The following is a 13181-nucleotide window of genomic DNA, read 5'->3' on the forward strand; positions in this document are numbered from 1 at the left end:
TTAGTGGCTGTCTTCCGACAGGCTCAGGTACACGATCGACAGCATCATGAAAATGAAGGCCTGCAGCGGAATCACCAGCAGGTGGAACAGCATCCAGCCCAGGCCGAATACGCCACCGGCAACAGCACCGAACAAGCCGGCGCCGCCCAGCACCCAGATCAGCAGGAAGACGATCTCGCCGCCGAACATGTTGCCGAACAGTCGCATCGCCAGGGAGATCGGCTTGCTCAGCCACTCGACGATGTTGAGGATCAGGTTGAACGGCATCATCCACTTGCCGAACGGGGCGGTCAGGAACTCCTTGACGAAGCCGACCACGCCCTTGGAACTGAGCGAGAAGAAGACCATCAGGAAGAACACGCTGATCGACATGCCCAAGGTGGCATTGACGTCGGCGGTCGGCACCGGCTTCCAGTAGTGGACGCCCGCCCATTCCAGCGGCTTGGCGATGAAATCGGCCGGGATCATCTTGATGAGGTTCATCAACAGGATCCAGAAGAAGATGGTGATCGCGATCGGCGTCACCAGCTTGCTCTTGCCGTGGTAGGTGTCCTTGGCCTGGCGGTCGACGAACTCCAGGCAGATTTCAACGAACGCCTGCCACTTGCCCGGCACGCCGGCGGTGGCCTTGCGGGTGGCCATCCAGAAGGCGAACACCATCAGCAGGCCCATCAGCACCGCGGTGACGACGGTATCGACGTGGATGGTCCAGAAGCTGCCGCCGTCCCCGACCTTGGCGGTCAGGTTCTGCAGGTGATGCTGGATATAGGTGGTAGGGGTTAGAGCCTCGCCCGCCATGAGTCCGGATACCTTTTGTGAATTCGATCAACGCCTGGCCAGAGCCAGAACCTGGAACATCAGCGCCACTGGAATCGCTGCCAGCAGGGCCAAGGGAGGAAGCCGCCACCAGACGAACGCCATTGCCAGCACGGCGACAATCAGCACGATCTTCAGCGCGAACCCCAGGAACATGCGGATCATCGCCGAACCGGCGGCCTGAACGCCGCCGCCGAGTCCCACCCATGCCGCCAGCACCGTCCCCGCCACCACCGCCACGCCGGAAACCAGCGCGCCCAGGGCGTACTTCGGCCCCAACAGCAGGAAGGCCAGCGCGAGGACAACCACTGCGACCAGCGGGTACACCGCGGCACGCAGCATCAGCCGCCGACCCGCATCAACGGAGTTCAGCACGTGGAATGTCCTGCTTCATGGAACAAGGAGATCTGGCGGCGCCGGGGGCGCCTCGTCGAGCCGCGAAAGTATAGCAGCGGGACATTTTGCGAGACAACCGCCACAAGCCGCCCCCCTGCGGATCGCAAGTTGCGGCATTTACTGGAATTTTCAGCCGTCCCGGGTTAGGGCGGGCGAATCCCGTTTTTGCGCTGCAACATGCGGAACTTCGGCCGCGGCGGCGGGTCACACCTGCACGTCCGCCGCCATTACCTCGTCGATGTGCGCGACGGACGCACCGGGCGAGGTGGCCCGCCCAGGGCCACCTCGCCGCATTTTGCACGCCGCGTGCACTCCGCGGTCACGCAGGTGCCACATCGCTTCGGCCACGGTAGCCGCTCCCTGATTTCCTACACGGAGCGAACCGAACGATGCGCCTCCCCCCGCACCTCCCGACCTGCGCCTCCTGCGCGCTTGCCCTGGCCCTGCTGCAGGCCGCGCCCGCCCACGCCGCCGACGGCGATCCGCGCTTCACCCTGCGCCTGGGCGCGATGAACATCGATTCGTCCAATACCCTGCGCGGCAGCGGCACGGTCGGCGGCCAGGAACTGGCGTTCGACGAGGATTTCGACCTGGGGGGCAAGGAATGGGAGCCGCGCGTGGACGGCCTGTTCCGCATCAGCGAGCGGCAGCGGCTGATCTTCGATTACTTCCGCTACGACAAGGACCGCCGCCAGGCGCTGGGCGAGAGCATCAGCTTCGACGGCACCACGGTGCCGGCCGGCAGCTTCGTCAAGGGCAACCTGAAGTACCAGGTGGCCAGCCTGGTCTATGACTACGCGGTGGTCGACGGCGAGCGTTTCGACCTTGGCCTGCAGCTCGGCGCCGAGTACGCCAAGGTGGACGCCAACGCCTATGCCGACCTCGGCCAGCTGTACCAGGGCCAGGTGCTCGACGAGAAGACCGACGGCATCGCCCCGGTGGTCGGCGCGCGCCTGACCTTCACCCCGTCCGAACACTGGCTGATCAACCTGCAGGGCCAGTACCTCAACACGCGCTGGGGCAACTTCGATGACTACGAAGGCGACCTGAGCCGCGCCAACGCCATCGTGCAGTACAACGTCAACCCGAACTTCGGCATCTTCGCCGGCTACGACTGGTTCAAGCTCGACGTCGACCGCAAGGGCAGCGACGGCCTCATCGGCCTGAAGCAGGAATTCAAGGGCCCGCTGGTCGGCGTGAGCCTGTCGTTCTGACCCGGCCGGTCACGGCATGCGTGGCGGCGGGCCATGCCCGCCAGGTGCCGTGCGGGCAAGCCGGCACCGCGCGGCATGGCAGCGCGTCCCGGCACCGATGGCAGGCCTACAGCAGCCTGCCTTCGGCATCGGTGGGCGGCGCCGGGAACATCTGCGCCGCGACGCAGAGGTAATCCGCCAGCGGCATCTGCCCGATGCTGGCGCGGCGCTGGTCCACCTGTTCCGGCGCTTCCATGGCCTTGGGCTGCCACCTGCCGCCGATGGCGGCGAGCTGGCTGCCGTAACGCTGCGGCTTGCCGGCGTTCACCAGCACCCGGTCGGTCAGCAGGGCGAATTCGCGCGATGAGACCTCGCCGCTGGCCAACCGCGGCGCCAGCCCGTCCAGCACCTGCCGCTGCAAGCCGGCATCGGCGTCGGCGTGCTGCACCAGCAGCCAGGCCGCGCGCAGGCCATCCACGCCAACCGCGCGCACGTCCGGCAGTCCCCCATGATCGGCGACCACCTGCCTGATCTTCGCCAGGTTCGCCGCGTCCACCGCAAGCATCTTCTCGACCATCGCCTGCGACCAGTCGCCGTCGCGCGCCTGCTGGTCCAGGCGCGCCATTTCCAGCAGTTGTCCGCGCAACCGCGGTTCGGACGGCTCGATGCCGGCGCTCCTGCGCGCCAGTGCCTGTTCGCGCAGCCTGTCCGCCTCCACGAACGGCGCCGCACCCGGGCATTGCAGCAGCGCCGCGTCCAGCTGCGGGTCCGCCTCCTCCGCCAGCGCACCGCCCGCACCTGCCAGCCACACTGCCGCCACGATCGCTCGCCACATTTCCCTGTTCCTGCAGACGCCGGAAACGACGACGCCCCGGTGAAGGGGCGTCGCGTGGATCACTTCTTCTTCGGGAGGTACAGGTCGGTGATGGTGCCGTCGTAGATCTCCGAAGCCATCGCCACCGATTCGCTCAGCGTCGGGTGGGCATGGATGGTGTGGCCGATGTCCTCGGCCTCGGCACCCATCTCGATGGCCAGGCCGATTTCGGCCAGCAACTCACCGGCATGCACGCCGACAATGGCGCCGCCGATCACACGATGGGTCTCTTCGTCGAAGATCAGCTTGGTGAAGCCCTCGGTGCGGCCGATGCCGATGGCGCGGCCGCTGGCCGCCCACGGGAACTTGGCCACGCCAACCTTCAACCCCTTGGCCTTGGCCTCGGTCTCGGTGACGCCGACCCAGGCGATCTCCGGGTTGGTATAGGCCACCGACGGGATCACCCGCGCCACCCACTCCTTCTTCTCACCAAACGCCACTTCCGCGGCCAGCTTGCCCTCGTGCGTTGCCTTGTGCGCCAGCATCGGGTTACCGACGATGTCGCCGATGGCGAAGATGTGCGGGACGTTGGTGCGCATCTGGCGGTCGACCGGGATGAAGCCGCGGTCGGTCACTTCCACGCCGGCCTTGTCGGCATCGATCTTCTTGCCGTTCGGCGCGCGGCCCACGGCCACCAGCACGCGGTCGAAGGTGCCGCTTTGCATCGCCGGCTTCTCGCCCTCGGTGGCGGCCTCGAAGGTCACCGTGATGCCCTTCTTGTCGGCGGTGACGCCCGAGGCCTTGGTCTTCAGGTGCACTTCGATGCCCTGCTTCTTCAGGCGCTCGGCCAGCGGCTTGACCAGGTCCTTGTCGGCGCCCGGCATCAGCTGGTCCATGAACTCGACCACGGTGACCTGGGCACCCAGCGCGCTGTACACGGTGGCCATTTCCAGGCCGATGATGCCGCCGCCCACGACCAGCAGCGACTTCGGCACGTCGGCCAGTTCCAGCGCGTCGGTGGAGTCCATCACGCGCTTGTCGTCCCACGGGAAGTTCGGCAGCTTCACCGCCTGCGAGCCGGCGGCGATGATGCACTGCTCGAAGCGCAGCAGCTGGGTCTTGCCGTCGTCGCCGGTGATCTCCAGTTCGTTGGCCGAAACGAATTTCGCCACGCCCTGCACGGCGCGCACCTTGCGTTGCCTGGCCATGCCGGCCAGGCCCTTGGTCAGCTGGCCGACGACCTTTTCCTTGTACTCGCGCAGCTTGTCCAGGGTGATCTTCGGCTTGCCGAAGGCGATGCCCAGTTCATCGGCATGCGCGGCATGGTCGATGATCTCGGCCGCGTGCAGCAGCGCCTTGGACGGAATGCAGCCGACGTTGAGGCAGACGCCACCGAGGCTGGCGTAGCGTTCCACGAGCACGGTATCCATGCCCAGGTCGGCCGAACGGAACGCGGCGGTGTAGCCGCCCGGGCCGGCGCCCAGCACCACCATGCGGCATTCGATGTCGGCGGCGCGGCCGGTCGACGGCAGCGCCCGCGCGGCCACGGCCGGGTCCGGTGCGCGGTGCGACGGGGTCACCGGCGGCTTGCTGCCCGGCGCCACGTTGCCGGCGCCGGCCACGGGCGTGGCGCCCTGCGCGTCCAGCACCACCACCACGTCGCCCTCGGACAACTTGTCGCCGAGCTTGACCTTGATCTCCCTGACCACGCCGGCGGCGGTGGACGGCACTTCCAGCGTGGCCTTGTCCGATTCCAGCGTCACCAGCCCCTGGTCCTTCTTCACCGTGTCGCCCACGGCCACCAGGATCTCGATCACCGGCACGCCGCTGTAGTCGCCGATGTCCGGCACCTTGATCTCGACCGGGCCACCGCTTGCGGCCGGGGCCGCAGCTGCCGGCGCGCTCACTACCGCCGGCGCGGCCGCAGCCGCGGCGGCTGGCTGCGCAGCGGGAGCCGGCGTCGCGGCGGGGGCGGCAGGCGCAGGTGCGGCGGCCGCGCCTGCGGCTTCCAGCACCACCACCACGTCGCCCTCGGACAGCTTGTCGTCGAGCTTGACCTTGATCTCCTTGACCACGCCGGCGGCGGTGGACGGCACTTCCAGCGTCGCCTTGTCCGATTCCAGCGTCACCAGGCCCTGGTCCTTGGCCACCGTGTCGCCCACGGCCACCAGGACCTCGATCACCGGCACGTTGCTGTAATCGCCGATATCCGGGACTTTGACTTCAATCGTGTTCGCCATCTTTCAAGTCCTCGGGATCAGAGCAGCACGCGGCGCATGTCGGCCAGCACCTGCGACAGGTACGTGGTGAAGCGCGCGGCCAGCGCACCGTCGATGACGCGGTGGTCGTAGCTCAGCGACAGCGGCAGCAGCAGCTTCGGCGCGAACTCCTTGCCGTTCCAGACCGGCTGGATCGAGGACTTGGAGACGCCCAGGATGGCCACTTCCGGCGCATTGACGATCGGGGTGAACGCGGTGCCGCCGATGCCGCCCAGCGAGCTGATCGAGAAGCAGCCGCCGCTCATCTCGGCCGGGCCCAGCTTGCCGTCGCGCGCCTTCTTCGCCAGTTCGCCGGTTTCCTGCGCGATCTGCACCACGCCCTTCTTGTCCACGTCGCGGATGACCGGCACGACCAGGCCGTTCGGCGTGTCGGCGGCAAAGCCGATGTGGAAGTACTTCTTCAGGGTCAGGTTCTCGCCGCTGGCATCCAGCGAGGCGTTGAACTCGGGGAACTTCTTCAGCGCCGCGGCGCTGGCCTTGATCAGGAACGCGAGCATGGTCAGCTTGATGCCGGCCTTCTCATTCTCCTTGTTCAGCGCCACGCGCAGCGCTTCCAGGTCGGTGATGTCGGCCTGGTCGAACTGGGTGACGTGCGGAATCATCGCCCAGTTGCGCGCCAGGTTGGCGCCGGAGATCTTCTTGATCCGCGACAGCGGCTGCACTTCGGTCTCGCCGAATTTGCTGAAGTCCACCTTCGGCCACGGCAGCAGGTTCAGGCCACCGCCAGCGGCCACCGGGGCGCCGGCCACGGCAGCACCGCCGCCGGTCAGCGCGCCCTTGACGAACTTCTGCACGTCGGCCTTGGTGATGCGGCCGCCCTTCTCGGTGCCAGCCACCTGGGCCAGGTCCACGCCCAGCTCGCGGGCGAACACGCGCACCGCCGGGCTGGCGTAAGGCACGTTGGACGGCAGCACGCCCTCGGCGTTGAACTGCACCGGCGGGCTGGCCGGCTTGCTGGTGGCCAGCACGGCTTCCTGCGCGATCTCGCGCTGGGCCAGCTTGTCCGCCACCGGGGCCACGGCCACCGGCTCGACCCTGGCGCCGGTCTCGGCGGTCGGCTCGACCTTGGCCGGTGCGGCCGGCGCGGCGACGGCGGCCGGCTTTGCGCTCTCCTCGGCCACTTCGATCAGCGCCACGACCTTGCCCTCGGACAGGGTGTCGCCGACCTTGACCTTGATTTCCCTGACCACGCCGGCCACGGCCGACGGCACTTCCATGGTCGCCTTGTCCGATTCCAGCGTGACCAGGCCCTGGTCCTTCATGACCGTATCACCGACGGCGACCAGCACTTCGATCACCGGGATGTCGCTGTAGTCACCGATATCGGGGACAACTGCTTCCTTGATTTCGGCCATGAAACTACTCCAGCAACAGTGAGGGAAACTCCTATTGTGGCGCCAGTGCGGCGCAGCGCCAACCGCCGCCCGTGGATTCGCATACGTATGTCCGCGGACAGGGACGGGCCATGGCAGGCCGGGCGCGGCTGCGCGCGCCCGCCGCGCGGGCATCACCGGCCAGGTGCCTGTCCCGGCCTGTCTCCACGGCCAGGCACCGCGGAAATGGACTGTTCCGCCACCGGCAACCACGGCGCCAGCCGCCGCCATTCATCCAGCAGCCGCGCGAACGACCAGGCGGCGTTGGCCGGGCTGGTGGACGGCAGCGCCAGCACGGTCACCCCATGTCCGGCCGGCAACGCGGGGCGCACATGGCGCTCGAACGCCTGCGCCGCCGCGGCGCCGTTGCAGGCGATCGCGCGCAGATGCGGCAACCGCCCGAGCAGTTCCGGCAGCGGGTTGGCGACTTCGCTGCCACGGACGATGGCCGCGTCCAGACTGCCGCGCCGCCGGCACCGGCCGATCACGTCCCATAGCCCGACACCGGCCTGCTGCAGCCGGGCCAGCCGCAATGGATAGTCCAGCGCCGGGTCGAAACCGCACAGCGCCCCCATCAGCGGCCAGAAGCGATTGCGCGGATGCGCGTAATAGCGCGCCGCCTGCAGCGAAGCCATGCCCGGCATCGAACCGAGTACGAGTACGCGGCAGTGCGCGTTCACCTGCGCAGGCAACCCCAGCAGCAGTGTTTCGTTCGTCACGCGCGACCCAACTCCATGAATGATCCTGCCGCAGCCGCGCCCGCCATTCCGGGCGTGGCGCCATTTTCGCTGAACGACACAGCATGAGGGCATTGGCGCGTACGGATCGATTCATCCTGCCGCGGCGAGGATGGGCGCGCCCCGAGCGAGGGCCTCGATAACAACGCAATCCCGAGAGCACTACGAGGAGTCACCCCATGCGTACCATCAAGATCATGAGTTTCGCCGTCCTGGGCGCCCTGGCGCTGTCGCCCGCCGCGTTCGCGCAGGACGCCGGCGCCGCGCCGGCCGATACCGCCTCCGGCAAGCGCTTCGCCGTCGTCGGCGGCGTGACCCTGCTGCAGCCCAAGAGCGGCCCGGCCACCGGCATCGACAAGGTCGACGGCGGCCCGGCGCCGACGCTCAGCGCCAGCTACTACTTCAACGACAACGTCGCGGTCGAACTGTGGGGCGCGGCGGACAAGTTCGACCACCGCGTGCGCACCAGCGGCGGCGCCAAGGCCGGTACGGTCGAGCAGCAGCCGCTGGCGCTGAGCGCGCAGTACCACTTCGGCGCGGCCGACAACGTGTTCCGTCCGTTCGTGGGCGCGGGCTACTACGAGTCGAACTTCAGCAACGAGAAGATCGACGGCCTGGCCGCCGGCGGCGACCACGTGGGCCTGCGCACCGCCAAGGGCGCGATCGGCACGGTCGGCGTGGACATGAACATCAACTCCACCTGGTTCGCCCGTGCCGACGCGCGCTACATGCATGCGCGCCCGGAACTGAGCGTGGCCGGCAGCGGCACCGGCGAGAAGCTCAAGCTGGACCCGTGGACCGTGGGCTTCGGCATCGGCGCGCGCTTCTGATCCAGCCCGCAAACGGCGCCAACGGCAGGCACGGACCGTCCGCGGTCCGTGCCTGTCGCGTTCATGGCCCGCGGCGCTGCGCCAGCAAGGTCATGGCGTACCGTCGTCGCCCCACTGCAGGGTGCGGTAATCGAAGCCCGACTGCAGCCGCGGCTTGACGATCTCGAAGAACGGCGACACGTCGAAATCGCGCGGCGTGTACAGGCTGTAGTTGCGGATATGCAGGATCTCGCGCTGCTGCTGGCGGCCGCCGGCATGGCCAAGCACGGTCTCGATCCCGGGCAGGATCGGGTAGCGGATCGACTCGAACGCCTGCGCCAGCAGGGTCGAGCAGATCGCCTTGGTCGGCTCGCCGCTGCCCAGCGCGATCATGCGCCGCCGCATGTGCCCGGGCACCGGCGGCAGGATCAGGTAGCGCGCCAGGTCGAACACGTTCTTCAGGTCGTAGCTGTAGCCGATGCGCGCGCGCATGAAGCCGACCAGCTGGTCGATGACCGGCGGCGGCAGTCCATGCGCGCGGCAGATGCGGGTATGCACGTCACTGAACGCGTCCAGCGGCACCCGCCGCACACCCGCTTCCACGTCCACGTCGATCAGCATCGGCCGCCGCGGCCCGCCCGGCTCCAGCGCTTCCTCGCCGATATACAGCGCCGCGTGCGACCAGGTGGACTGGGTGAGGTACTTGATGACGGTGGAGAAGCGGCTGTTGCCCTCCACCAGCAGCACGTCGCCACGGCGCAGGGTGCGCGCCAGCAGCTGCGGGCCACTGGTGGGCGGATGCGCCTGCCGGCGCCGCGGCTGTGCCAGGAAATGCGCCATGCGACGCCCGGCAAAACGCAGCAATCCCATCCCTGCCCCTCCGCGAAAGCGTGGGAGGAAGCCTAGCCCCCGCCGCCGCCGCCGCACAACCGCTCGGCGCATGGCGGCGGCGCGTTGCGGCGGCGCCTTGCGCGGCGTGCGCCAGCGGCATGTTGCCCGGCGCTACGCCAGGAGCAGGCCCGCGTGCTTGCGGAATCCACCGGCGTCACACCGACGCCGGCGGCGCGCAGGGCGCCGCCGCACGCGCGGGCCGGCAGTGCGCGGTTCGCGCTCAGAACGCCGGCAGCACCGCACCCTTGTACTTGTGCTCGATGAAGGCCTTCACTTCCGGGCCGGTCAGCGCTTTGGCCAGCTTCTGCACGCGCGCGTCGTCGCGGTTGTCCGCGCGCGCGACCAGGAAATTCACGTAGGGCGAATCCTTGCTTTCGATCGCCAGCGCGTCACGGGTCGGGTCGAGCCCGGCGTCGAGCGCGTAGTTGGTGTTGATCAGCGCCAGGTCGACCTGGTCGAGCACGCGCGGCAGCATCGCCGAGTCCAGCTCGCGGAACTTGAGCTGCTTGGGGTTGTCGACGATGTCGCGCTGGGTGGACAGCGCGTTGGATGGATCCTTCAGCTTGATGACGCCGGCCTTGTCCAGCAGGATCAGCGCGCGGCTGTTGTTGCTCGGGTCATTGGGAATGACCACGTCGGCACCGGCCGGCAGCTCGGCCAGCGACTTGATCCGGCGCGAATAGGCGCCGAACGGCTCGATGTGCACGCCGACCACGGTCACCAGCCGGGTCTTGCGGTCGCGGTTGTAGGCATCCAGGTACGGCTCGGTCTGGAAATAGTTGGCATCCACCTGTTTCTGCACCAGCTGGTCGTTGGGCTGCACGTAGTCGTTGAACACGCGCACGTCCAGGGTGACGCCCTGCTTCTGCAGGATCGGCTTGACCACTTCCAGGATCTCGGCGTGCGGCACCGCGGTGGCGGCCACCACCAGCCGGGATTCGTCGGTGGCGGGCTTGCCGCAGGCCGCCAGCGCCAACACGGCGGCAGCGGCGAGCAACGGACGGAACAGGGAAGTCTTCATCGGTATTCCAGTGCGGCGGGAGGGGATGCGCGTAGGTGCGGGGCTTGCCCCGCACGGGGTTTTGCCGGGAAAGCCCCATGCCGGGCAAGCCCGGCATCTACGAAAATGTTGCTCAACGGCGAGTGTAGTGGCGTACCAGGCGGTCGCCCAGCATCTGCAGCAGCTGCACCAGCACCAGCAGCAGCACCACCGTGACCAGGGCCACATCGGTGTGCGAACGCTGGTAGCCGTCGCGGAACGCCAGGTCGCCGAGGCCGCCCGAACCGATCGCGCCGCCCATGGCGGTGAAGCCGATCAGGGCAATGGTGGTGACCGTGGCGCCGGCGATCAGCCCCGGCCGCGCTTCGGGCAGCAGCACCTTGAACACCAGCTGCGCGGTGGTGGCGCCCATGGCCTGGCTGGCCTCGATCACGCCGCGGTCGACCTCGCGCAGCGCCGTCTCGACCAGCCGCGCGTAGAACGGCGCGGCGCCGACCACCAGCGGCAGGATCGCGCCGCGCACGCCCAGCGAGGTGCCCATCAGCGCCAGCGTCATCGGGATCAGCACGATCATCAGGATGATGAAGGGCACCGAGCGCAGCACATTCACCACGAGCGCGGTGAGCCCGTACAGCAACGGGCGGCGGTGCAGCTGCGGCGAGCCGGTGAGGAACAGCAGCACGCCCAGCGGCAGGCCGATGGCCAGGGTCAGCGGCAGCGAGCCGGCCAGCATCAGCAGGGTGTCGACGGTGGCCTGGCCGATGTCGGCCCATTTGCCGGCATCCAGGTGGCGGAAGAAGCCGTCGGTGGTGGTGGCGATCATCGGCGCAGTTCCTCCACGTGCACGCCGGCCTCGACGAAACCGGCCTGGGCGGCGTTCTGGTCGCCGCCCACCAGGGCGACGGTCAGCTGCCCGTAGGGCGTGTCCTTGATCCGGTCGATGCGGCCGGACAGGATGTTGTAGTCCACCCCGGTCTGCCGCGCGATGCGGCCCAGCAGCGGTTCGTAGGTACCGTCGCCGAGGAAGGTCAGGCGCACGATGCGCCCGCCCACGGCGGCGAAATCGCGGTGCAGTTCACCCTCGTCCACGTGCTCGGATTCGGACACGAAGCGGCGCGTGGTCGGGTGCTGCGGATGCAGGAACACCTCGCTCACCGGCCCGCTCTCGACCAGGCGGCCGGCATCGAGCACCGCCACCCGGTCGCAGACCCGGCGGATCACGTCCATCTCGTGGGTGATCAGCACGATGGTCAGGCCCAGTTCGCGGTTGATCTTCGCCAGCAGCGCCAGCACCGAGGCGGTGGTCTGCGGGTCGAGCGCGCTGGTGGCCTCGTCGCACAGCAGGATCTTGGGCGCGGTGGCCAGCGCGCGGGCAATGCCCACCCGCTGCTTCTGCCCGCCGGACAGCTGTGCCGGGTACTTGGCCGCGTGCGCTTCCAGGCCGACGGTATGCAGCAGCTCGGCCACGCGTGCGTCGATCCGCGCCTTCGGCGTGCCGGCCAGCTCCAGCGGGAAGGCGACGTTGCCGGCCACGGTGCGCGCCGACAGCAGGTTGAAGTGCTGGAAGATCATGCCGATGCGCCGGCGCAGCGCGCGCAGGCCCTCGGCGTCGAGCGCGGTGGCATCCTGGCCGTCGATCAGCACGCGGCCGCCGCTGGGTTCCTCCAGGCGGTTGATCAGGCGGATCAGGGTCGACTTGCCGGCCCCCGAATGGCCGATGATGCCGAACACCTCGCCGGCGCCGATCGCCAGGTCGAGCGGATGCAGCGCGGTGATCGCGCGGCCTTCCACGGCATAGGATTTGTGCAGGTTCTGGAACTCGATCACGGCCAGGCAGCGGGCGGACGGAAGGGCGGCAAGCCTAGCAGCGCCGCGGCCGCGGCGCCCGCACGGGCAGCGGGAATCTTATTCCTTTTGGTTCTATGCACGCCCGGACGGCCGTCAGGGGTGGTCCACCTGCCCCGCCCGCCGCGCGTGCTGGACCCGCTCGCGGTGCAGCAGGTACAGGCCGCTGGCGACGATGATCGCCGCGCCGACCCAGGTCATGCGATCCGGCAGCACGCCCCACAGCAGCAGGTCCCAGCCGATCACCCAGACCAGCCCGGTGTATTCCAGCGGCGCGATCATCGACGCCTGCCCCAGCTGGAAGGCACGGGTCAGCGCGATCTGCCCCAGCGCACCGGCCAGGCCCATGCCGGCGATCAGCCCGGCGTGCCGCCACTGCAGGGGTTGCCACTGCGGCCACGCCAGCAGCCCGGCGCCGATCGCCATGATCAGCAGGAACCACACCACCATCGCCTGCGGGGTGTCGGTGCGGGTCAGCAGGCTCACCGTCACCGCGGCGATGGCATAGGCGGTGGCCGCCAGCAGCACCATCAGCCCCGGCAGCGAGATGAAGCCGTCCACGCCCGGGCGCAGGACCACCAGCACACCAACCAGGCCGATGGCGATCGCGACCCAGCGCCGCGGCCCCACCCGCTCGCCCAGCAAGGGCACCGACAGCGCGGCCACCAGCAGCGGCGCGACGAAATAGATCGAATAGGCGGTGGACAGCGGCAGGCTGCGCAACGCGTAGACGAAGCAGCCGATCATGGCCATGCCCAGCGCGCCGCGCAGCAGGTGCAGGCCCCAGCGCACCGGGATCAGCGAGCGCGGGCCGGCGGTGGCCAGCACCCACACCAGGACGAACGGCAGCGAAGCGGCGCCGCGCAGCATGGTGACCTGCAGGGTCGGGTAGCTGGCCGACAGCAGCTTCATGCCGGCGTCCATCAGCGAAAAGAAGGCGACGGCGGACAGCATCCACGCCACGGCGGCGGCGGGGGAGCGCGAGACAGGGGGGGAAGAAACGGACATGGCGCGATTATCGCAGGCCA

General features: G+C 68.8%; 13 protein-coding genes. 2 read left to right on the forward strand and 11 right to left on the reverse strand.

From position 1 onward, the window contains the following. On the reverse strand, window positions 1-798 hold the full coding sequence (atpB, locus tag AC06E6_RS09775) for a F0F1 ATP synthase subunit A (RefSeq protein WP_293760588.1): 798 nt from the start codon (window positions 796-798) through the stop codon (window positions 1-3). A 27-nt stretch (window positions 799-825) separates the two neighbouring features. Beyond that, a complete protein-coding gene (locus AC06E6_RS09780; protein ID WP_199776756.1) occupies window positions 826-1191 on the reverse strand; it encodes an ATP synthase subunit I in 366 nt (121 codons plus the stop codon). 410 nt (window positions 1192-1601) lie between these two features. Here AC06E6_RS09780 and AC06E6_RS09785 point away from each other — a divergent pair, with 410 nt between their 5' ends. After that, window positions 1602-2426 carry a hypothetical protein gene (locus AC06E6_RS09785; protein WP_240212947.1) on the forward strand — a complete coding sequence of 275 codons (825 nt, stop codon included), beginning with the start codon at window positions 1602-1604 and terminating at the stop codon, window positions 2424-2426. Window positions 2427-2532: 106 nt separating this feature from the next. Here the strand turns inward: AC06E6_RS09785 and AC06E6_RS09790 are convergent, their stop codons facing one another. From AC06E6_RS09790 to AC06E6_RS09805, 4 genes are all read right to left on the reverse strand, one after another. After that, entirely contained in the window at window positions 2533-3240 is a 708-nt protein-coding gene (locus tag AC06E6_RS09790) for a DUF6624 domain-containing protein (RefSeq protein ID WP_478061145.1), read from the reverse strand. A gap of 59 nt (window positions 3241-3299) precedes the next feature. After that, complete coding sequence (lpdA, locus tag AC06E6_RS09795) at window positions 3300-5459, reverse strand: dihydrolipoyl dehydrogenase (protein WP_478061147.1); 2160 nt, start codon at window positions 5457-5459, stop codon at window positions 3300-3302. Between the two features lie 17 nt (window positions 5460-5476). After that, window positions 5477-6853, reverse strand: coding sequence for a dihydrolipoyllysine-residue acetyltransferase (locus AC06E6_RS09800; protein WP_478061148.1), 1377 nt, complete (start codon window positions 6851-6853; stop codon window positions 5477-5479). A 152-nt stretch (window positions 6854-7005) separates the two neighbouring features. Continuing rightward, a complete protein-coding gene (locus AC06E6_RS09805) occupies window positions 7006-7590 on the reverse strand; it encodes a DNA-deoxyinosine glycosylase (RefSeq protein WP_478061150.1) in 585 nt (194 codons plus the stop codon). Between the two features lie 197 nt (window positions 7591-7787). Here AC06E6_RS09805 and AC06E6_RS09810 point away from each other — a divergent pair, with 197 nt between their 5' ends. Further along, a complete protein-coding gene (locus AC06E6_RS09810) occupies window positions 7788-8438 on the forward strand; it encodes an OmpW/AlkL family protein (protein ID WP_161614310.1) in 651 nt (216 codons plus the stop codon). Window positions 8439-8528: 90 nt separating this feature from the next. Here AC06E6_RS09810 and AC06E6_RS09815 read toward each other — a convergent pair whose 3' ends face one another. From AC06E6_RS09815 to AC06E6_RS09835, 5 genes are all read right to left on the reverse strand, one after another. Beyond that, window positions 8529-9287, reverse strand: a complete 759-nt coding sequence (locus tag AC06E6_RS09815) for a YiiX/YebB-like N1pC/P60 family cysteine hydrolase (RefSeq protein ID WP_104937918.1) — start codon at window positions 9285-9287, stop codon at window positions 8529-8531. Between the two features lie 241 nt (window positions 9288-9528). Further along, a complete protein-coding gene (locus tag AC06E6_RS09820) occupies window positions 9529-10329 on the reverse strand; it encodes a MetQ/NlpA family ABC transporter substrate-binding protein (RefSeq protein ID WP_478061152.1) in 801 nt (266 codons plus the stop codon). A gap of 112 nt (window positions 10330-10441) precedes the next feature. Beyond that, window positions 10442-11131: a methionine ABC transporter permease gene (locus AC06E6_RS09825; protein WP_478061153.1), complete on the reverse strand. Its 690-nt coding sequence runs from the start codon at window positions 11129-11131 to the stop codon at window positions 10442-10444. Next, entirely contained in the window at window positions 11128-12135 is a 1008-nt protein-coding gene (locus tag AC06E6_RS09830) for a methionine ABC transporter ATP-binding protein (RefSeq protein WP_240212941.1), read from the reverse strand. The genes AC06E6_RS09825 and AC06E6_RS09830 overlap by 4 nt, the downstream gene beginning before the upstream one ends. 114 nt (window positions 12136-12249) lie before the next feature. Continuing rightward, complete coding sequence (locus tag AC06E6_RS09835; protein ID WP_240212940.1) at window positions 12250-13161, reverse strand: DMT family transporter; 912 nt, start codon at window positions 13159-13161, stop codon at window positions 12250-12252. Window positions 13162-13181: the final 20 nt, after the last annotated feature.

The sequence above is a fragment of the Stenotrophomonas sp. Steno-Z10-HUANG genome (genome assembly GCF_056393075.1).